General features: G+C 63.3%; 19 protein-coding genes. 12 read left to right on the forward strand and 7 right to left on the reverse strand.

The genetic code is table 11. The annotated features are described in order from the left end of the window. Window positions 1-74: 74 nt before the first annotated feature. Genes lipA through JQ609_RS24320 form a run of 4 tightly spaced genes read left to right on the forward strand, consistent with a single transcriptional unit; the run spans window position 75 to window position 4,135 of the window. A complete protein-coding gene (gene lipA / locus JQ609_RS24305) occupies window positions 75-1,034 on the forward strand; it encodes a lipoyl synthase (protein WP_212275230.1) in 960 nt (319 codons plus the stop codon). Between the two features lie 8 nt (window positions 1,035-1,042). Further along, entirely contained in the window at window positions 1,043-1,501 is a 459-nt protein-coding gene (locus JQ609_RS24310; RefSeq protein ID WP_212208742.1) for a type II toxin-antitoxin system RatA family toxin, read from the forward strand. A gap of 1 nt (window position 1,502) precedes the next feature. Beyond that, complete coding sequence (locus tag JQ609_RS24315; protein WP_212275232.1) at window positions 1,503-2,420, forward strand: NAD(P)-dependent oxidoreductase; 918 nt, start codon at window positions 1,503-1,505, stop codon at window positions 2,418-2,420. A 35-nt stretch (window positions 2,421-2,455) separates the two neighbouring features. Next, a complete protein-coding gene (locus tag JQ609_RS24320; RefSeq protein WP_212275233.1) occupies window positions 2,456-4,135 on the forward strand; it encodes a thiamine pyrophosphate-binding protein in 1,680 nt (559 codons plus the stop codon). Between the two features lie 12 nt (window positions 4,136-4,147). Here the strand turns inward: JQ609_RS24320 and JQ609_RS24325 are convergent, their stop codons facing one another. Together JQ609_RS24325 and JQ609_RS24330 are read right to left on the reverse strand one after the other, a co-directional pair. Next, a complete protein-coding gene (locus tag JQ609_RS24325) occupies window positions 4,148-4,750 on the reverse strand; it encodes a CinA family protein (RefSeq protein WP_212275235.1) in 603 nt (200 codons plus the stop codon). Window position 4,751: 1 nt separating this feature from the next. Beyond that, window positions 4,752-5,948: a bifunctional 2-C-methyl-D-erythritol 4-phosphate cytidylyltransferase/2-C-methyl-D-erythritol 2,4-cyclodiphosphate synthase gene (locus JQ609_RS24330; RefSeq protein WP_212275237.1), complete on the reverse strand. Its 1,197-nt coding sequence runs from the start codon at window positions 5,946-5,948 to the stop codon at window positions 4,752-4,754. A 287-nt stretch (window positions 5,949-6,235) separates the two neighbouring features. Between JQ609_RS24330 and dusB the strand changes: the two genes are divergently transcribed. The 7 genes from dusB (at window position 6,236) to hflX (ending at window position 15,695) form a co-directional block, all read left to right on the forward strand. Beyond that, a complete protein-coding gene (gene dusB, locus JQ609_RS24335; RefSeq protein WP_212275300.1) occupies window positions 6,236-7,237 on the forward strand; it encodes a tRNA dihydrouridine synthase DusB in 1,002 nt (333 codons plus the stop codon). Next, window positions 7,234-8,409 carry a nitrogen regulation protein NR(II) gene (locus JQ609_RS24340; protein WP_212275240.1) on the forward strand — a complete coding sequence of 392 codons (1,176 nt, stop codon included), beginning with the start codon at window positions 7,234-7,236 and terminating at the stop codon, window positions 8,407-8,409. Before dusB ends, JQ609_RS24340 begins: the two co-directional genes overlap by 4 nt. Before the next feature lie 9 nt (window positions 8,410-8,418). Further along, entirely contained in the window at window positions 8,419-9,861 is a 1,443-nt protein-coding gene (gene ntrC / locus JQ609_RS24345) for a nitrogen regulation protein NR(I) (RefSeq protein WP_212275242.1), read from the forward strand. A gap of 145 nt (window positions 9,862-10,006) precedes the next feature. Further along, window positions 10,007-12,355, forward strand: coding sequence for a PAS domain-containing sensor histidine kinase (locus tag JQ609_RS24350; protein ID WP_212275244.1), 2,349 nt, complete (start codon window positions 10,007-10,009; stop codon window positions 12,353-12,355). 17 nt (window positions 12,356-12,372) lie between these two features. Then, entirely contained in the window at window positions 12,373-13,743 is a 1,371-nt protein-coding gene (locus JQ609_RS24355; protein WP_211996903.1) for a sigma-54 dependent transcriptional regulator, read from the forward strand. A 315-nt stretch (window positions 13,744-14,058) separates the two neighbouring features. Beyond that, the gene (gene hfq / locus JQ609_RS24360; RefSeq protein ID WP_006020546.1) at window positions 14,059-14,307 is read left to right on the forward strand and encodes an RNA chaperone Hfq; all 249 of its coding nucleotides are present in this window, start codon (window positions 14,059-14,061) and stop codon (window positions 14,305-14,307) included. Between the two features lie 11 nt (window positions 14,308-14,318). Next, window positions 14,319-15,695 carry a GTPase HflX gene (hflX, locus tag JQ609_RS24365; protein WP_212275246.1) on the forward strand — a complete coding sequence of 459 codons (1,377 nt, stop codon included), beginning with the start codon at window positions 14,319-14,321 and terminating at the stop codon, window positions 15,693-15,695. A gap of 22 nt (window positions 15,696-15,717) precedes the next feature. Here the strand turns inward: hflX and JQ609_RS24370 are convergent, their stop codons facing one another. Both JQ609_RS24370 and mazG read right to left on the reverse strand, forming a co-directional pair. Beyond that, window positions 15,718-16,125: a nuclear transport factor 2 family protein gene (locus tag JQ609_RS24370; protein WP_212275247.1), complete on the reverse strand. Its 408-nt coding sequence runs from the start codon at window positions 16,123-16,125 to the stop codon at window positions 15,718-15,720. A 115-nt stretch (window positions 16,126-16,240) separates the two neighbouring features. After that, on the reverse strand, window positions 16,241-17,071 hold the full coding sequence (gene mazG, locus JQ609_RS24375) for a nucleoside triphosphate pyrophosphohydrolase (RefSeq protein WP_212275248.1): 831 nt from the start codon (window positions 17,069-17,071) through the stop codon (window positions 16,241-16,243). 133 nt (window positions 17,072-17,204) lie between these two features. On the opposite strand from mazG, the gene queC reads away from it, so the two are divergent. After that, window positions 17,205-17,915, forward strand: a complete 711-nt coding sequence (gene queC, locus JQ609_RS24380; protein WP_212275250.1) for a 7-cyano-7-deazaguanine synthase QueC — start codon at window positions 17,205-17,207, stop codon at window positions 17,913-17,915. Between the two features lie 3 nt (window positions 17,916-17,918). Here the strand turns inward: queC and JQ609_RS24385 are convergent, their stop codons facing one another. Genes JQ609_RS24385 through JQ609_RS24395 form a run of 3 tightly spaced genes read right to left on the reverse strand, consistent with a single transcriptional unit; the run spans window position 17,919 to window position 20,798 of the window. Then, on the reverse strand, window positions 17,919-19,211 hold the full coding sequence (locus tag JQ609_RS24385; protein ID WP_212208728.1) for a TRAP transporter large permease: 1,293 nt from the start codon (window positions 19,209-19,211) through the stop codon (window positions 17,919-17,921). A gap of 26 nt (window positions 19,212-19,237) precedes the next feature. After that, window positions 19,238-19,780 carry a TRAP transporter small permease gene (locus tag JQ609_RS24390; protein WP_212275252.1) on the reverse strand — a complete coding sequence of 181 codons (543 nt, stop codon included), beginning with the start codon at window positions 19,778-19,780 and terminating at the stop codon, window positions 19,238-19,240. A gap of 10 nt (window positions 19,781-19,790) precedes the next feature. Continuing rightward, window positions 19,791-20,798 (reverse strand): TRAP transporter substrate-binding protein, encoded by a 1,008-nt coding sequence (locus JQ609_RS24395; protein ID WP_212208724.1) that lies wholly within the window; start codon window positions 20,796-20,798, stop codon window positions 19,791-19,793. Window positions 20,799-21,017: the final 219 nt, after the last annotated feature.

Genomic DNA, 21,017 nt, shown 5'->3' on the forward strand with positions numbered 1-21,017 from the left:
AACTGAGGTTGCGGCGCAGTGCGACACGGATTAGCTAAGGTTTCCAAGAGTTTTCGGACATATTCAGGCTTCAAATGGTCGTTCTCGTCGATACCGTCTCGTCCAACCAGGTTCGCCCGCGCCACCCCGAAAAGGTGAACCGGCCGGATGCGCTGTCGCCGCCGAAGCCGGACTGGATCAGGGTGCGCGCGCCGAATACCCGCGGCTACGCCGATACCCGCAAGATCGTGAAAGAGAATGGCCTCGTCACGGTGTGCGAGGAGGCCGGCTGCCCGAATATCGGCGAGTGCTGGGACAAGAAACACGCCACCTTCATGATCATGGGGGACACCTGCACGCGCGCCTGCGCGTTCTGCAACGTCAAGACCGGGATGCCCGGCGCGCTCGATGCCGCCGAGCCGGAACATGTCGCGGAAGCCACCTTCAAGCTCGGGCTCGCCCATATCGTCGTGACCTCAGTGGATCGTGACGATCTCGCCGATGGCGGCGCGGAGCATTTTGCCCAAACCATCCGCGCGATCCGCGCCCGCTGCCCGTCCACGACCATCGAGATCCTGACGCCGGATTTCCTGCGCAAGGAAGGCGCGCTGGAGATCGTCGCGGCTGCAAAACCCGACGTGTTCAACCACAATCTGGAAACCGTGCCGTCGCGCTATCTCACGGTGCGGCCGGGCGCGCGTTACTTCCATTCGATCCGGCTGTTGCAGCGGGTCAAGGAAATCGATCCGACCATCTTCACCAAGTCCGGCATCATGGTGGGCCTCGGCGAGGAGCGCCACGAGGTGCTCCAGGTGATGGACGATCTGCGCTCGGCGGATGTGGACTTCCTCACCATCGGGCAATATCTGCAGCCGACCCGCAAGCACCACGCCGTGATGCGCTACGTGACCCCGGACGAGTTCGCAGGCTACGAGAAGGTTGCCTACACCAAGGGGTTTCTGATGGTGTCGGCGAGCCCGCTGACCCGCTCCTCGCATCATGCCGGCGATGATTTCGCCAGGCTGCAGGCGGCGCGTGCGGCGCGATCCCGCTGAGATAGCCGATGCCTAGGTTTTCAAGCAAGCGGCGGGCACATCACACCGCCCAGCAGATGTTCGATCTGGTCGCCGACGTCGAGCGCTATCCGGAATTCGTGCCGTTGTGCCATTCGCTGAAAATCCGTCAGCGCACGCCGCAGCCTGACGGCACCGAGATCGTGGTCGCCGACATGACGGTGTCGTTCAAGCTGGTGCGGGAATCCTTCACCAGCCGGGTGACGCTGGACCGTCCCAATCTGAAGATCATGGTGGAGTATCTGAAGGGCCCGTTCAGCAATCTGGAAAACCGCTGGACCTTCGAACCCAAATCCGAAACCGATTGCGATGTCGGCTTCTTCTTAGCTTACGAATTCAAGAGCCGGATGCTGGCGATGCTGATGGGCACGATGTTCGACGCCGCGTTCCAGCGCTTTGCAGCGGCGTTCGAAAAGCGGGCGAATGTGGTTTATGGAAAGCGGGCGTGACATGACGGCATTGGAACGCGTCGGCTTCATCGGCCTGGGCGGAATGGGGCGCGGGCTGGTCAAGAACCTCCTCGCCAAGGGTGTCGCCGTCACGGCGTACGATTTGAACCCTGAGGCGGTTGCCATTGCCAAATCCCAGGGCGCGACGGCGGCGGGCGGTCTTCGCGACATCGGCGAATGCCGCATCATCATGATTTGCGTCAATGCCGCCGAGGACGTCGAGGCGCTGCTGACGGGACCGGACGGACTGCTCGCCCGACCGGTGAATTTCGTGGTCGTCGATCACACCACCGGCAGCCCGCAAATGGTCGATAAACTCGATCGACTGGTGCGTGCAGCCGGCGGGCGTTATGCCGAGGCGCCGATGACGCGGACCCCGAAGCACGCGGACGCCGGCAAGGTCAATGTGCTCTATGGCGGTGACGGTGACTTGCTCGCAGAACTCAGGCCCTATTTCGAGCGCTATGCGGAGAACATCTTCCACATCGGCCCGCTCGGCCACGCCATCCGCCTCAAGCTGATCCACAACTACATCGCCTTTGCCAACGTCGCGGCGTGGTGCGAGGGGTTTGCGCTGGCGGCGAAGGACGGCCTCGATCTCAAGCAGCTGATCACCATCATCTCGGCCGCCGGCGGCAAGAGCGGCATGCTCGACCTCTACGGCCAGGCGACGCTCGACGGCGACTTTACCCCGCTGATGTCGCTGGCGAACGCCCGCAAGGACGTGCGCTATTACGCGCGCTGGCTGGAAGACGCCGGATTGCCCGGTTTCATGGCCGATGCCGTGCACCAGACCTACCGGCAGGCCGCCTTGCTCGGTCATGACGGCGAATCCTGCACGGCCGTGATCAAGGCTTACGAGGCCGTCACCGGCGTCGAGGCGCGCGTGCGGCCGAAAGATCGAAATCAAGGCGGTTGAATTCTACACGACTTGCAGAACAAAAGGACCAAGTGATGGACATCAAGGCACCCACGCGCACCGGCGGGCATATTCTGATCGATCAACTGGCCCTGCACGGTGCCGACACCGTGTTCGGCGTGCCCGGGGAAAGTTTTCTGGCTGCGCTCGACGGCATGTACCAGAACCAGCGGGTCCACTTCGTCAATTCCCGGCATGAGGGCGGCGCGGCCATGATGGCTGACGCCTATGGCAAGCTCACCGGAAAGCCCGGCATTGCCTTTGCGACGCGCGGCCCCGGCGCCACCAACGCCTCCGCGGGCGTTCATGTCGCGTTTCAGGATTCGACGCCGATGATCCTGCTGCTCGGCCAGGTCGGGCGGGACATGATGGAACGCGAGGCGTTCCAGGAAATCGATTACCGGCAGATGTTCGGGCCGATGACCAAATGGGTCGCGCAGATCGACGACGCGCGGCGGATTCCGGAATTCATCTCGCGGGCGTTTTATACCGCGACTTCCGGCCGGCCCGGTCCGGTGGTGCTGGCGCTGCCCGAGGACATGCTGACCGACGAGGCTGACGTTCCCGATGCGCAGCCTTACAAGCCGCAAACCGTCGCCCCGGGCGCGGAAAGCCTGCAACAGTTCGAGGAGTTGCTGGCCGCGGCCCGCAAGCCGTTGCTGATCGTCGGCGGCGGCGGATGGAGCGATAAAGCGCGCCGCGATCTCGAAACCTTCGCGACCGCGCATGAGGTGCCTGTCAGCGCTTCATTCCGGTGCCAGGATTATTTCGACAATCTGCACGCTGCGTACGCCGGCCATGTCGGCATCGGCATCTCCCCGAAATTCGCCGAACGGATTCGGGACAGCGATCTGATCATTGCGCTCGGCGCCCGGCTCGGGGAAATCACGACATCGGGGTATAGCCTGTTCGACATTCCGCAGCCGAAGCAGCCGCTGGTTCACATCTATCCGGATCCCGAGGAGATCGGCCGCGTCTACGCGCCGAAACTGGGCATCATTTCGGGGAGCGCGGCGTTCGCGGCTGCGATCAGCCGACTGAAGCCGAAGCATCAGCCGCGCGGCGACGAACTCAAGGCGGCGCATGCGGACTATCTCGCCTTTAATGAGCCGACCCGTTCGCCCGGCGATGTTCAGCTGTCGCGGATCGTGCGCGATCTCAGCGAACGGCTGCCGGAGGATGCGATCATCTGCAACGGCGCCGGCAATTACGCGGTCTGGGTTCATCGCTTCTGGCGCTATCGTCAATTCCGTACCGAACTGGCGCCGACATCGGGCTCAATGGGATACGGCTTGCCGGCGGCGGTTGCGGCCAAGCATCTGCACCCGAACCGACCGGTGATCGCATTCGCCGGCGACGGCTGCTTTCAGATGACCGGGAACGAGTTCATGACCGCGGTCGAAAACCGGCTGCCTCTCATCGTGATCGTCTGCAATAACGGCATGTACGGCACCATCCGCATGCATCAGGAGCGGCACTATCCCGGCCGGGTGTCCGGCACCAATCTGGCGAACCCTGATTTCGCCGGGCTCGCGCGTGCCTTTGGCGGCTTCGGCGCCCGGGTCGACCGTACCGAGGATTTTGCAAAGGCCTTCGACGAGGCGGTCGCTTCGCGCTTGCCGGCGATCATCGAACTCACGATCAGCCCGGAGGCGCTGACGCCGGCGGCCTCGCTCAGCGAAACCCGCGCCAAGGCTTTGGCCGCGGCGAAGTGAAGTGGCGGATCGCTAGGATCTCGGCGGCCGTCGTCGCTTGACGGCGCTGCCGCGGGTCGATCGCGCGACACGCGGGCGGAGCCGGCTGACGGCCGCGCGGCGCGGTTTGACGGATGCCTGCGGTCCGCGCGCCAGTTCCATCAGCATGCGCAGCGCCTCGACCACCGAGCGCTGGCGTACGCTGGTGCGGCCGATGGCGCCAAAGCGATGTTCGCGATGCAGGATGCGGCCGTCGCGCGAGGCGACCGCGAAATGCACGAGCCCAACCGGCTTGCCGGGTGTGGCACCACCGGGACCGGCAATGCCGGTGATGGAGACGGCCAGATCGACGCCGGCCTTCTCCAGCGCGCCGACCGCCATCGCGGTAGCGGTTTCCTTGCTGACCGCACCGAAGGTCGCCAGCGTCGTTACCTTGACGCCGAGCATCGCGCGCTTGGCATCATTGGAGTATGTGACAAAGCCGCGGTCGATGACGTCGGAGGAGCCGGGAATGTCCGTGAGCGCGCCCGCGACCAGGCCGCCGGTGCAGGATTCCGCGGTTGCAATCGTCAGCTTGCGCATCCGGCATAGATCGAGCAGCGAGCGGGAGAGGGCGCGGGCGTCGCTGCCGCTCATGCTATTGGCTCCGGCCTTGATCGTCCCAAGGAAGGCGGATGGTGGCGCTCGCGGTCGCGGCGATGCCTTCCTCGCGGCCGGTAAAGCCAAGCCGTTCGCTGGTGGTCGCCTTGACGGCGACGCGGGAGATGTCGAGCCCGGTGATCTCGGCGATGCGCGCGCGCATGACATCGCGCAGCGGTCCGATCTTGGGCCGCTCGCAGATCAAGGTGACCTCGAGATTGGCAATCCGCCCGCCACGCGCGGTGACGCGATCGACCGCATATTTGAGGAACTTGTCGGAAGCAGCGCCCTTCCACTGCGGATCGCTGGGCGGGAAGTGCGAACCGATATCGCCGTCCGCCAGCGCGCCGAGGATGGCATCGACCATGGCGTGCAGGCCGACGTCGCCGTCCGAATGGGCGAGAAAGCCGCGCGTGTGCGGCACGCGGACGCCGCAGATCATCAGATGATCGCCGTCGCCGAAGGCGTGCACGTCGTAGCCGGTGCCGGTCCTGATGTCGCCGAGCATGGCACCGAGGCGGGCTTCCTCGCGGACGAAATCTTCAGGGGTCGTGAGCTTCATGTTCGCAGGATCGCCTTCAAAGGTCGCCACCGTCAATCCCGCCCATTCGGCGAGCGCGGCATCATCGGTGAAATCGCTGCGTCCCTCGCGCGCCGCGCGGCGATGCGCCTCGAGGATCACGTCGAAACGAAACGCCTGCGGCGTCTGCGCGATGCGCAGCCGCGCGCGGTCCGGCGTGGCCTCGACATTGCCGGCCTCACCAACCTGTTTGATCGTATCGGTGACGGCAATCGCAGGAACCGCAGCGCCAGTGCGGCCGGCGGCGTCGATCGCGCGCGAAATCACCGCTGGTGTCACGAATGGGCGCGCTGCGTCGTGGATCAGAACGATGTCGGGCTTCTCGCTGGCCAGCGCCTCGAGGCCGGCGTGCACCGACGCCTGGCGCGTCGCGCCGCCATTGGTTGGTGGTTGATGGCGCAACCCCGCGACGGCCTCGTTGAAGACCGCAGCATCATCGGGATTCACAACCGGCTGCACGGCGAAGACGTCGGGGTGGCGGCAGAACGCTTGCATCGCCCGGAAGATCACGGTCTGCCCGCCGATCGTACGGTATTGTTTGGGCCCTCCCGCGCCGGCGCGAAGTCCGCGCCCCGCTGCGACGAGGATGGCTGCTGTACGCTCAGGTTTCGGCATTGGACTCTAGTTACGGACGGATCGGGTTGAGGAGAGGGGATCGGGCCCCTGCGGCGCACAGCCCTTACCATGCCGAATGCGTAAAAACAGAGCGTTTCCCAATAGCTGTGGGAAAAGCAGTTTTTGTTGCAGTGCACTTGCACAAATGATAGAACTGTCTAAAGTGTAGGCATGAAGCTTGACTGCACAAGATTTGTGCTCACAATATGCGCCGACAGTAGCAATGCCGCTGCTGCCCTACCAATGAGAACACCGTGACCGGCTTGGACGACCCACGCCCTAAGACGTTGAAGATAGGCGACATTTCGGTCGCCAACCGGGTTCTTCTGGCGCCGATGTCCGGCATTACCGATGCCCCCTTTCGACGCCTTGCCGCCGCCCTTGGGGCAGGACTCGTCGTCTCGGAGATGACCGCCAGCGACGATCTCGTGCATGGCCGGCCGATGTCGGTGTTGCGCTGCGAGGCGACCGGGATCGGCCCGCATGTGGTTCAGCTTGCAGGCTGTCAAACCCACTGGATGTCGGAAGGGGCGAGGATTGCCGAGGCTGGTGGCGCCGACATCATCGATATCAACATGGGGTGCCCGGCGCGTCACGTGACCGGCGGCCAGTCCGGCTCGGCGCTGATGCGCGATCTCGACCATGCGCTCAAACTGATCGAGGCGACGATCGCGGCCGTCAAGGTTCCGGTGACGCTGAAGATGCGCCTCGGCTGGGATCACGGCTCGCTCAACGCCCCCGAACTCGCCCGCCGCGCGGAAGCCGCCGGCGTGCAGATGATTGCGGTGCACGGCCGCACGCGCTGTCAATTCTACAAGGGCGAGGCGGACTGGAGCGCGGTGCGCGCGGTCAAGGATGCGATCTCGGTGCCGCTCGTCGTCAACGGTGACATCACGTCGTTCGAAAAGGCGGTCAGCGCGCTCGGAATGTCTGACGCCGATGCCGTGATGATCGGGCGCGGTGCGCAGGGGCAGCCCTGGTTGCCCGGCCAGATCGGACGCCAGCTGGAAACCGGAAAGCCCGAAGCCGCCCCCTCGTTGGCCGAACAACTCGCCCACATCCGCGCGCTCTATGACGAAGTCTGCCGCCTTTACGGCTTGCGCATCGGCCTCAAGCACGCGCGCAAGCATCTCGGCTGGGCGCTCGAGATCGCTGCCGAATGCAGCCGCGCGCCGGCGGAGAAACTCAAGAGCTGGCGGCAAAAGATACTGACTTCGGAGGATCCGCACCGGGTACATCGATCGCTCCAGGACGCCTACGACGATTTTGCATGGAGTGCTGCAGCATGAATTCGGCCGCAGAACAACGCCGGCGCTTGCCCTCCGAAAGCGATGCGATCCTCAATGCGCTGCCGAATCCGGTGCTGCTGATCGCGCCCGACGGGCGCATCATCGACGCCAACATCGCCGCCGAATCGTTCTTCGAGATTTCGACCCAGTTCCTGCAACGGCAGTCGCTGAAGGAGCTGGTGCCATTCGGCAGTCCGCTGCTGGCGCTGATCGATCAGGTGCGATCGAGCGGCTCGCCGGTCAACGAGTACAAGGTCGATCTCGGCACGCCCAGGATCGGCGGCGACCGCCAGGTCGATCTTCACGTCGCGCCGCTGACGGAGCGACCGGGCCACATCGTCGTGATGCTGCAGGAGCGCACCATCGCCGACAAGATGGACCGGCAATTGACGCATCGGAGCGCGGCGCGTTCGGTGATCGCGCTGGCGGCGATGCTGGCGCATGAAATCAAGAACCCGCTGTCCGGCATTCGCGGCGCGGCGCAATTGCTGGAGCAGGCGGCCTCATCCGAGGACCGCATGCTGACGCGGCTGATCTGCGACGAGGCCGACCGCATCGTCACGCTGGTCGACCGCATGGAAGTGTTCGGCGACGACCGGCCGGTGGCGCGCGGTCCCGTCAACATTCATTCCGTGCTCGACCACGTCAAACGACTGGCGCAATCGGGCTTTGCCCGCAACGTCCGCTTTGTCGAGGAATACGATCCGTCGCTGCCGCCGGTGCTGGCCAATCAGGACCAGCTCATTCAGGTCTTTCTCAATCTGGTGAAGAACGCCGCCGAGGCGGTCGCCGATCTCGGCAGCGATGCCGAAATCCAGCTTACCACCGCGTTCCGCCCGGGTGTCCGCCTGTCGGTGCCGGGCAAGAAGTCGCGGGTATCGCTGCCGCTTGAATTCTGCGTCAAGGACAATGGCTCCGGCGTACCGGAAGACCTGTTGCCGAACCTGTTCGATCCGTTCGTGACCACCAAGCAAACCGGCAGCGGGCTCGGTCTCGCGCTCGTTGCAAAAATCGTCGGCGATCACGGCGGTATCATCGAATGCGAATCCCAGCCGCGGAAGACCACGTTCCGCGTGCTGCTGCCGATGTTCAGTGCCACCAAACAATTCGACCAAAGCAATCGCGATGACGTTTCGGGTACGGCATCGCCTGCCTCACAGGCCGCAAGATGAGGAATATCAATGCCCGCAGGTAGCATACTTGTCGCTGATGACGACACCGCCATCCGCACAGTTCTAAACCAGGCTCTCTCGCGCGCCGGATATGAGGTGCGCCTGACCGGAAACGCGGCGACGCTGTGGCGATGGGTGAGCCAGGGCGAGGGCGACCTCGTCATCACCGACGTCGTGATGCCCGACGAGAACGCGTTCGACCTGCTGCCGCGGATCAAGAAGATGCGGCCGAACCTTCCCGTCATCGTCATGAGCGCACAGAACACCTTCATGACGGCGATCCGGGCCTCGGAGCGCGGCGCCTATGAATATCTGCCGAAGCCGTTCGACCTGAAGGAGCTGATCACGATCGTCGGCCGGGCGCTGGCGGAGCCGAAGGAGCGGGTGTCGAGCGCCGCCGACGAGGGCGAATTCGATTCGATCCCGCTGGTCGGCCGTTCGCCGGCGATGCAGGAAATCTACCGCGTGCTGGCGCGTCTGATGCAGACCGACCTTACCGTGATGATCTCCGGCGAGTCCGGCACCGGCAAGGAGCTGGTCGCCCGCGCGCTGCATGATTACGGCAAGCGGCGCAACGGCCCCTTCGTGGCGGTCAACATGGCGGCGATCCCGCGCGATCTGATCGAGTCTGAACTGTTCGGCCATGAACGCGGCGCGTTCACCGGCGCCAATACGCGGGCTTCCGGCCGATTCGAACAGGCCGAGGGCGGTACGCTGTTTCTCGACGAAATCGGTGACATGCCGATGGAAGCGCAGACCAGGTTGCTGCGGGTACTGCAGCAGGGCGAATACACCACGGTGGGCGGGCGCACCCCGATCAAGACCGACGTGCGGATCGTGGCGGCGAGCAACAAGGATCTGCGCATCCTGATCCAGCAAGGCCTGTTCCGGGAAGACCTGTTCTTCCGTCTCAACGTGGTGCCGCTGCGGCTGCCGCCGCTGCGCGAGCGCATCGAGGATCTGCCGGACCTGATCCGGCATTTCTTCTCGCTCGCCGAGAAAGACGGGCTGCCGCCCAAGAAGCTGGACACGCTGGCGCTGGAGCGGCTCAAGCAGCACCGTTGGCCCGGCAACGTGCGCGAACTCGAAAATCTCGCACGCCGGCTCGCTGCGCTCTATCCGCAGGACGTCATCACGGGTTCGGTGATCGACGGCGAGTTGGCGCCGCCGGCCGTGGCCTCGGGGGGCAATGCGCCGCTCGGCGTCGAGAATCTCGGCGGTGCGGTCGAGGCCTATCTGTCGTCGCACTTCTCGGGCTTCCCGAACGGCGTGCCGCCGCCGGGCCTCTACCATCGCATCCTCAAGGAGATCGAGGTGCCGCTGCTCACGGCGGCGCTCGCGGCGACACGGGGCAACCAAATCCGCGCCGCCGATTTGCTCGGCCTCAACCGCAACACGCTGCGGAAGAAGATCCGGGATCTGGATATTCAGGTCTACCGCAGCGGGGGCTAGCCGGTTAGATCTCGTCGAAATGCTGGTACAGAACGTTTCGCGGCCGGGCGCGCCGCGGAATTGTCGCAATTTGGCAACATTGTGATATGAATGCATCAGTCCGCGGCAGGCGGACACAAAGCCTTTCAGATCACCGATTGCCGGAATGACCACCGCAGAGACCTCGGCGCCTACGTTTGACCCGTCGCTTGCCCAATCCACAGGAGGAATCCTGCGGAAATGGGTGGCGCCGTTTGCGGTCGGGATCGCGCTGCTGTCGGCGTTCCTGACCTTTGTGGTGCTGAGCGGCCTGACACCGATCGAACCTTCGCGCAACGTCGTCTACTCCTTCCTGCTGATCAATGCCGCATGCATCCTGTTGCTGGTTGCCATCATCATCCGCGAAGTCTGGCTGGTGGTGCAGGCGCGGCGCCGCGGCAAGGCGGCGGCCAGGCTGCACGTCCAGATCGTGGGTCTGTTCTCGGTGATTGCCGTGCTGCCGGCAGTGCTGGTGGCGATCGTGGCCAACGTCACCATCGATCGCGGCCTCGACCGGCTATTCTCGGGCCCGACGCGGGAGGTGATCCAGAATTCGCTGATCATCGCGCGGGCCTACACCTACGAGCACGCGCAGCTCATCAATGGCGACATCCTGGGCATGGCCAATGATATCGCCAACGCGTGGCCGTTGTTCGTCCAGGACCGGCGTACGTTTCTGGAATTGCTGACGGCGAGTGCCTCCAAGCGCAACTTGCCGGGCACCATGCTGCTCGACAAGGAAGGCAACGTCGTGGTGTCCGCGCAAACCGGCATCAGGCAAGCCTTTGCGACGCCGCCAAAGGAATTGCTCGACAATGTCGGCGAGGACAAACCCGAGATTTCGGTTTTCCCGGAAGAGAATTACGTCGCCGCGGTGGTCCGCCTGCGGGCCTTCGACGATACCTTCCTCTACGTCGCGCGCCTGCTCGATCCACGGGTGGTTGGGCAGTTGCGGCAGACCCAGGCCAGCGTCGCCGAATATGCCCAGATCGAAGCACGCCGGCTCGGCATTCAGGTCGCCTTCGCGCTGATGTTCGCGGTGATCGCGCTTACGATCCTGATGGCGTCAGTGCTGATCGGGTTGAACTTTGCCAACTGGCTGGTGGCGCCGATCCGTAATTTGATGAGCGCCGCCAACATCGTCTCCACCGGCGATCTGCACGTCCAGGTACCCGTCCATAAATCGGAAGGCGATCTGGCCCAATTGGGCGAGACTTTCAACAAGATGACCCAGGAACTGCGCACCCAGCGCGATGAACTGGTCAGCGCCAGCGATCTGATCGACAGCCGCCGCCGTTTCATCGAAGCGGTGCTGTCCTCGGCCAGCGCCGGCATCATCGGCGTCGATGCCTCCGGCAGCGTCGGCATCCTGAACCGTTCGGCGGAAAAACTCATCGGTCATGTGGAATCGGAAACGCTCGATCATCCGCTGTCGGACGTGCTGCCCGAACTCGACGACATGATGAAAACCGCCCGCGAGGGTACGCAGAAGCTGGTGCAGGGCCAGATCACCATCACCCGCGACGGCCATGAGAGCAATCTGTCGGTCCGCGTCAGCGCCGAACAGACCGGGCAATCGCGCGACAGCTACATCATCACGCTCGACGACATCACGGATTTGGTTTCTGCGCAGCGCACCTCGGCCTGGGGCGACGTGGCGCGCCGCATCGCCCACGAAATCAAGAATCCGCTGACGCCGATCCAGCTTTCGGCCGAACGTATCCGCCGCAAGTTCGGCAAGGTCATTATCGAGGACAAGGGCATCTTCGAGCAGTGCACCGACACCATCGTGCGCCAGGTCGACGACATCAGGCGGATGGTCGACGAGTTCTCCCGCTTTGCGCGGATGCCGAAGCCGGTGATGGAAGGCGAGGACGTTGCCGATACCGTACGGCAGGCGGTATTCCTGATGAAAGTCGGGCATCCCGACCTCGATATCGAGACCGAAATCAAGCAAGACCCGATTCGGGCGCAGTTCGACCGCCGGCTGATTTCGCAGGCTTTGACCAACATCATCAAGAACGCGACCGAAGCGATCGAGCAGGTTCCGCCGGACGAGCTTGGCAAGGGTCGCATCGATGTCGTCGCCGCGCAAGAGAACGACGATATCGTGATCGACGTGATCGACAACGGTATCGGCCTGCCGAAGACGGCTCGCGCGCGCCTGCTAGAGCCCTACGTGACGACGCGGCAGAAAGGCACCGGGCTTGGGCTTGCGATCGTCGGGCGGGTGCTGGAAGACCATGGCGGCCGCATCGAGCTCAAGGATGCCTCTGACTTCCGGCCGGGGCAGCGCGGGGCATGGATGCGGTTGCGCTTTGCCGTCTCCGGTCAGGCGCCGAAGGCCGAAGCGAAAGAACCGGCTGCGGCCGTAAAAGAGCAGGGCGACGAAACAAAAGCGCCGGCTTCCGAAACCAATGAGGCGGCAAACGCGACTAATGATGAACCAAAAATCAAAGCCGCAACAGGCAACTGACAAGACAGGTGTAACCCATGGCCAGTGACATTCTGATTGTCGACGACGAAGCAGATATCCGGGACCTTGTTGCGGGCATTCTGGACGATGAGGGCTTCAGCACGCGGACCGCGCGCGACAGCGATTCGGCGCTCGCCGAGATCGCCAACCGTCGCCCCCATCTGGTGTTTCTCGACATCTGGCTGCAGGGCTCCAAGCTCGACGGCCTGCAATTGCTCGAGCAAATCAAAAAGGATCACGCCGACGTGCCCGTGGTGATGATCTCCGGCCACGGCAACATCGAAACGGCCGTCGCCGCGATCAAGCGCGGCGCCTATGACTTCATCGAAAAGCCCTTCAAATCGGACCGCCTGATCCTGGTGGCGACACGGGCGCTGGAGACCTCGCGCCTCAAGCGCGAGGTAAAAGAACTCAAGCAACTGGCTCCGGCTGCTAGCGTTCTGACCGGGCGCTCCGCCTGCATGAACCAGCTGCGCCAGACCATCGACCGGGCAGCCAAGGCCAACAGCCGCATTCTGATCGTCGGCCCTCCCGGTTCAGGCAAGGAGCTGGCGGCGCGGACGCTGCATCACGCATCGAGCCGCGCCGAAGGGCCGTTCGTCGTCATCAACGCAGCGGCGATCACGCCGGAGCGGATGGAAGTCGAAATGTTCGGGGTCGAGCAGACCAATGGCGAACAGGCGCGCAAGGCCGGCGCACTCGAAGAGGCCCATGGCGGCACGCTGTTCATCGACGAAATCGCCGACATGCCGCGCGAAACCCAGAACAAGATCCTGCGCGTGCTGGTCGATCAGACCTTCCAGCGCTCCGGCGGCACCGCCAAGGTCCATGTCGACGTCCGCATCATCTCCTCGACCGCGCGTAATCTGGAAGAGGAGATATCCGAAGGGCGCTTCCGCGAGGACCTTTATCACCGGCTATCGGTGGTGCCGATCCGGGTGCCCCCGCTGTCGGAACGCCGCGAAGATATTCCCGAACTGATCGACTACTTCATGGATCAGATTTCGATCGCGACCGGCCTGCCGAAACGCCAGATCGGCCAGGATGCCATGGCGGTGCTGCAGTCGCATGTCTGGCCCGGCAACGTCCGCCAACTCCGCAACAACGTCGAGCGGGTGATGATCCTGGCCGGCGGCGGTCCGGAAGCGATCGTCACCGCCGACATGTTGCCGCAGGACGTCGGCTCGATGGTGCCGGCCATGCCGACCAGCAACAATGGCGAACACATCATGGGCTTGCCACTGCGCGAAGCGCGCGAAGTGTTCGAGCGCGACTATCTGATTGCCCAGATCAGCCGGTTCTCGGGCAACATCTCTCGCACGGCGGAATTCGTCGGCATGGAGCGGTCGGCCCTGCATCGCAAGCTCAAGGCGCTCGGAGTTGGTTGAGCACGTGTTGCGCGAAAGCTATTTGCATCGCTTATTCGCGTGCTAGCCGGGCGGCGGCCGCAAGCGATTCTACGCCACCGATCCATGCAGTTGCTTGAGAATATTCATCTCTTTCCGGAGTTCTACGGAGAATGGTCACTAGGTTCCGCGTGGGTGACGCGCGAACTGGCTTGCCTAAAAACCGCGCGTACCCTCTAATCGAACTGCCGAGCCGACCGGAGGGGGATCTCAGGGGAAGCCGGCAGCCGGGGCAGGCTCCGTCAGAGAGCAACAACCGGTTAACAAAAAGAAGCACAAGACGGCGGGACAAAAACAATGGCGGCAGACCGCGCACAAAACCTACAAGACACCTTCCTAAATCACGTTCGCAAAACCAAAACGCCACTAACGATCTTTCTGGTCAACGGAGTAAAGCTGCAGGGGATTGTCACCTGGTTCGACAATTTCTGCCTGCTGCTTCGGCGCGACGGTCACTCGCAGCTTGTATACAAGCACGCGATCTCGACCATCATGCCGGGCGCTCCGATCCAGTTGTTCGAAGGCGGTGAGGATGCTCCGGCTTGAGAGTGACCTGATTGGAACCCCTCAATCGTGAAGGGGGCGCCGACCGTCCGCGGTCGGCGGGGGGCAAACAGACCGGGCGGGTGATCGTCATCGGTCCTTATTTGCGTATGCGCCGCGGCGATGTCGATGCGCAAGCGAACGAGGCTGTGCGCGATTCCGAGGCGCGGCTGGAGGAGGCCGCAGGTCTGGCGCGCGCCATCGACCTGTCGGTCGCCGATTCCCTGATTGCTCCGATCAGCCAGATCAGGCCTGCCACCTATCTCGGCAAGGGCAAGGTCGAGGAGATCCTCGGCCTCATCAAAGGCCACGACATTGAACTCGTGGTGATGGACTGCGCATTGTCGCCGATCCAGCAGCGTAATCTCGAGAAGGCCTGGGACACCAAGGTGCTCGACCGTACCGGGCTGATCCTGGAAATCTTCGGCCGTCGCGCCAAGACCAAGGAAGGCTCGCTGCAGGTCGAGCTTGCGCATCTGAATTATCAGCGCAGCCGGCTGGTGCGATCATGGACCCATCTGGAGCGCCAGCGCGGCGGCTTCGGCTTCATGGGCGGCCCAGGAGAGACCCAGATCGAGGCCGACCGACGCCTGATCGGCGACCGCATCACGCGCCTTGAGAACGAAATCAAGAAGGTGCAGGCGACGCGACGGCTGCATCGTGCTGGCCGCCAGCGGGTGCCGTATCGCGTGGTCGCGCTGGTCGGCTACACCAACGCCGGCAAGTCGACGCTGTTCAACCGCCTGACCCGCGCCGACGTCCAGGCCGCCGATATGCTGTTTGCTACACTGGATCCTACATTGCGCGCGCTGAGCCTGCCGCATGGCGGCAAGGCGATGCTGTCGGACACGGTCGGATTCATTTCCAACCTGCCGACGCAACTGGTGGCCGCGTTTCGCGCCACGCTGGAAGAGGTGCTGGAAGCGGACATCATCCTGCACGTCCGCGACATCTCGCACGAGGACGCAGAGGCACAGGAGCGCGACGTCGATGCCGTGCTGCGCCAGCTCGGGATCGACCCGGACGCAGGCGCGCGCATCCTCGAAGTCTGGAACAAGATCGATCGCTTCGATCCCGAGGAGCGTGACAACCTGCGCAACATCGCCGCGCGCCGGCCAGAAGAGCGGCCGTGCTTCCTGGTATCCGCCGAGACCGGCGAGGGGATCGAGACGCTGCTGACCGCGATCGAGGATCGGCTCGCCGCCTTCCGGATGACGCTCGATCTGTCGATCGACGCCTCCGATGGCGCCGGCATCAGCTGGCTGCATCGTAACGCCGAAGTGCTCACCAAGGAGCTTCACGGCGAGCGGTTCGACATGACGGTGCGGGTCGACGAAACCAAACGCGATATCGTGGTCAGCCGCTTTGCGGCCGTGCCGCATGTGGCTTGAAGCTCATCGTGTTCCTGGCGCACTATGGCTCGGCGGGAAACGAATGGTGTTCGTGCGCGATTTTCCATGCACCGTCAACTTTCCGCAAGCCGACAGTCAGGCGCAGCTGGGGTGTGCTGTCCTGCTCCAGCGAGGCTCTTGTTCCGCACCGGAGTAATGCCGTGGCGAATGCGACGGTGTCGCCAGCTTTTACATCGAGCTGAGCGATCTCGAACATGCCGCTTCCTTCTTCGAGCCAGTTGAAGAACGCAGTCCACGAATTTCGATAGGCGTCAATGCCGCGCAATTCGACAGGCGGCGGCACGTCGAACATCACCATATCGCCGGTGTGGTGAGCGAGGACGGCCTCTATTTCGCGGGAGCGTACCCCAAGAGCCCATTCTTCAATCAAACGGCGTATTTTGATTTCCTCTGATCTGTTCGCAGTCATGCTGCCCCTCCGGGATCGTCATTATCGATACCCCAAGGACGAGTAAGACGGTGTCGAACAATCACCACCTGAAGGACTGCCCGTTCACGACTTCGTGCATGCCCACTGTATGGGTTCAGCGGGCGGCCGACCGCTCCTTGCGTTTCGCCTCATTCCACAGCGCGTCCATCTCTTCCAGTGTCGCCACTTCTAATGAACGTCCGTTCGCCGCCAACGCGCGTTCGATGTACGCAAAGCGGCGCTCGAATTTCGCGTTGGTGCCGCGCAGCGCTGCTTCGGGATCGGCGCCGACATGCCGCGCCAGATTGACCAGGGCGAACAGGAGATCGCCGGTCTCGCTTGCGAGCTCTTCCGCATCGCCCTTGTCGAGCGCGGCCTCGATCTCGTCAGCCTCTTCGCGGATCTTGTGCAGCACGGCCCGAGGGTCGTTCCAGTCGAAGCCGACGGTCGAGGCCTTGCGCTGCAATTCCATCGCGCGCGTCAAGGCGGGCTGGCCGGCCTTGACGCTCGACAGCAACGATGTGGGGCCGGCCGGATCCGGCGGCCGGCGCGCGGCGCGTTCGGCCTTCTCCTCGGCCTTGATGCGCTCCCAGGCGCTCTTGACGCCGGCCGGCTGGATGTTGCCGTCCTTGTCGGCAAAGACGTGCGGGTGCCGCCGGATCATCTTTTTCGTGATCGCCTCGACCACGTCGCCGAAAGCAAAGGCGTTCTGTTCCTCGGCCATACGTGCGTGATAGACGACCTGCAGCAGGAGATCGCCGAGTTCCTCGCGCAGATCGTCGAAATCGCCGCGGGTGATGGCGTCGGCGACCTCATAGGCCTCCTCGATGGTGTAAGGCACGATCGTCGCAAAGTTCTGTTCGAGATCCCACGGGCAACCGGTGACCGGCGTGCGCAGCGCCGCCATGATTTCGATCAGCCGGGAAATATCGCGGGAAGGGGTCATGGGTGTACCGACGCCAGGAGAGGAAAGACACGGCTTTATGCCGCAAGCGGCGGACCGATCCCAGCGGAACGCGCCGAAACCGGGTTGATTTCCACCGATTGGCCTGCGCGCCCGGGGATGGTAATGGGGCTCCATGAGCGATCCGTCCCAATCCGAAACCGCGCTGGTGCTGTTTTCCGGCGGACAGGATTCCACCACCTGCCTGGCCTGGGCCCTGCAGCGCTTCGCGCGGGTCGAAATGCTGGGATTCAGCTACGGCCAGCGTCACGCAATTGAGCTTGGGTGCCGGGATCGTCTGCTATCGGGCATCAAATCATTGCGGCCGGACTGGGCTTCGAGGCTCGGCGAGAGCCATACGCTCGAGATTCCGACGCTGGCGGAGATTTCCGACACCGCGCTGACGCGCGATGTCGCGATCGCGATGGGCGAGGACGGACTGCCCAATACATTCGTTCCCGGCCGCAATCTCGTGTTCCTGACCTTCGCAGCGGCGCTGGCGTACCGGCGCGGCATCCGCCACATCATCGGCGGCATGTGCGAGACGGATTATTCCGGCTACCCGGACTGCCGTGACGAGACCATCAAGGCGCTGCAGTCCGCGCTCAATCTCGGCATGGCCAGACAATTCGAACTGCACACGCCGCTGATGTGGCTGGACAAGGCCTCGACCTGGAAGCTCGCACATGACCTCGGCGGGGCGGGGCTGGTCGACCTGATCCGCGAACATTCCCACACCTGTTATCTCGGCGAGCGGGGCGACCAGCACGATTGGGGCTATGGCTGCGGCGAATGCCCGGCCTGCGCGTTGCGCGCCAAGGGCTGGCGCGAATATGCCGGCACGTAAGCGCTAGTGAAATCCGAACGAGTGCGGCAACCACAGCGAGATCGCCGGGATGTAGGTCACGAGCATCAGCACCGCGAACATCACGTAGTAGAACGGCCAGATTTCGCGCATAATATCGTCGACCGAAACCTTGCCGATCGCGCAACCGACGAACAGCGTCGTGCCCACCGGCGGCGTCAACAGCCCGATGCCCAGATTGAGCAGCATGACGATGCCGAAATGCACGGGATCGATGCCGAAGCTCTTGACCACCGGCAGCAGGATCGGGGTACAGATCAGCAACAGCGGCGCGAGATCGAGCGCGGTGCCCAGCACCAGCAGCATGATGTTGAGCCACATCAGCAGCACGTATTTGTTGGCTGAAATCGCGACGAAGAATTCCGTCATCTTGGCGGGCATCTGCATCACGGCGGCAATGTAGCCGAAGCAGGATGCGGTGGCGACCAGTGTCAGCACCATGGCCACGGTCTGCAGCGTCCGGTAGGCCAGCTGCGGCAGTTCCGACCATTTGTAGTCGCGGTAGATGAACATGGTGACGAAGAACGCCCAGACGCAGGCCACGGCGCCGGCCTCGATCGGCGTAAAGACGCCCGTGAGGATGCCGCCGAGCACGATCACCAGCGTCACGATGCCCCAGAGGGCTTCGACCAGCATTTTGGCAGCTTGCCGGATCGGCACCGGCTCGCCCTTCGGATGCTTGTCGCGATAGGCGTAGAACAAGCACAACAGCATCAGCGAAAAGCCCAGCAGCAAGCCGGGCAGGATTCCCGCCAGGAACAGGCTCGTGATCGAGACGACACCGCCGGTCGCCAGCGAATAGATCACGGCGTTGTGGCTCGGCGGAACGACGATGGCCTGCAGCGAGGCGCTGATGGTGACGTTGGTTGCGAAGACGCGGGGGTAACCCTTCTTGGCCATCTGCGGGATCATGACTGAGCCGATCGCGGACGTATCGGCGACGGAAGATCCGGAGATGCCGCTCATGATCGTGGTGGCAAGAATATTGACTTGCGACAGCCCGCCGCGCATGCGCGTGAAGCCGACGATGACGGCGGCAAAGTCCACCAACCGCCGTGCCATGCCACCCTCGGCCATGATCGCGCCGGCGAGGACAAAAAACGGAATGGTCAGCATCGATACCTTGCCGACGCCGCTGGCCAGTTGCTGCATGACCGCGGCAACCGGGAGGTCGATCCACAGCGCGCCGACCAGTGCGGACAGCGCCATAGCATAGGCGATCGGCATGCCGATGGCGAAGAACACACACATGCTGAGAAGGAGAACCGCGATATCCATCGGACGTCCGTGCTGGAAGAGAAACGCTATTCGATAGGGACGTGGGGATCGCCGCCGCTTGACGGCGGAGGCCCGATGGTCAGCCGTTCGATCACGAACAGCAGCATCATCGCGCCGCTGATCGGGATCGGCAGGTAAGTGATGCCGACGGAAAGCCAGGGAAACTCATCGACTGAATTCCCCCAGGTCGCCAGCGCGAGCTTCATGCCCCACACCATCATGAAAACCGCCACGGCACCCATCAGCAGCTCACTGATCACGGCGGCTGCCCCGCGCAGGCGAGGGGGCAGGAGATCGGTGCCCACGGTCATGTTCATGTGGATGCGCTGGCGATAGCAATTCGCGGCGCCGATGAAGGTGATGCCGACCGTCAGCAAGACGGCCAGCGGCTCAGGCCAGGACGAGGCGCTGTTCAGGACATAGCGGGTGTAAACCGCCCAGGGAATGATCGCGGAGACCAGGACCAGCGCCACGCACGCAATCGCGGCGGCGGTCCAGTAGACCGCATTCATGGCGCTGCGGAACAGCCCGGCTCCGGGATCGCCGGCCACGCCGGACTGCGTACTCATTCGCCAAGCCCTATTTCACGGCGTCGATGCGCTTGACCATCTCGGCGTATTTGGCGCCGTACTTGTCCCACACCGGCTTGACCGCATCGCGCCAGGGCTTCTTGTCGACGTCCATGATCATCTCGGTGCCGGCGGCCTTCATTTTGTCGATCGCAACCTTCTCCGCCTCGTGCCACAGCACCCGCTGTTCGGCCTGGCATTCCTTCGACAGCTTCTTGATCAGCGCCTGATCCGCAGGCGTCAGCTTCTGCCACGAGATCTTCGAGAAGACGAGCAGTTCGGGGATGATCAGGTGCTCGGTCATGGTGAAGTATTTTGCCACCTGATTGTGGTTCTGGGCGATGAAGGAGGGCGGGTTGTTCTCCGCGCCGTCGATCACGCCGGTCTGCATCGAACTGAAGACCTGGTCGAAGCCCAGGGCGACACCGTTGCCGCCAAGCGCGTTCATCGTATCGACGAACAGCGGGTTGCCCATCATGCGGACCTTGAGGCCCTTCAAATCCGCCATCGTCTTGATCGGCCGTTTGCTGTTGTAGATGTTGCGCGAGCCCGCATTCATCCAGCACAGTGCGATCAGATTGGTCTTCTCGTTCGCCGAAATCTTCGCCAGCAGCTCGTCGCCGATCTCACCATCGATCACCGCTTCCATGTGCTTGGAATCGCGGAACACGAACGGCATGTTGAAGACATTGACGTCGTCCACGACCGGGCCGACGGCGCCGACGGAAATCCGCGCCATCTGCAGCGCGCCGAGCTGGGCCTGCTCGATCATCTCCTTTTCGCCGCCAAGCTGCATCGACGGGAACATCTGAATGGTAAGGCGGCCGTCGGTGGCTTTTTCCAGCTTCTTGCCCATGCGCACCACGGCTTCGACCGTCGGGTAGCCGAGCGGATGAACGTCCGATGCTCTGATGACCATCTTGGTCTGGGCAAACGCGCGTCCCGCACTGCCGATGCCGCCCGTGGCAGCCAAAGCAAACGTCGCGGCGCCAGCTCCGAGAAAATCTCTTCGCTTCATGATCGTCCTCCCTCGATGTTTTATTTGTCGTTGCCGGCATCGTTGGCCGACAGCCTTATTTTCCTGATTAGACTATGCAGCCCGGATTGGCGAAGTAAACAGGGACCGATGCCGCGACAGATTAATTATTGGATCGAATGATCCATTGATTGGATGGTTCAGCACCGTCGGCCGATCGCGGGCGATCGACGCGTTGGAAATGACGGGCCTCAAAGGGCG

Source organism: Bradyrhizobium sp. AUGA SZCCT0169, from assembly GCF_018130085.1.
Lineage (GTDB): Bacteria > Pseudomonadota > Alphaproteobacteria > Rhizobiales > Xanthobacteraceae > Bradyrhizobium.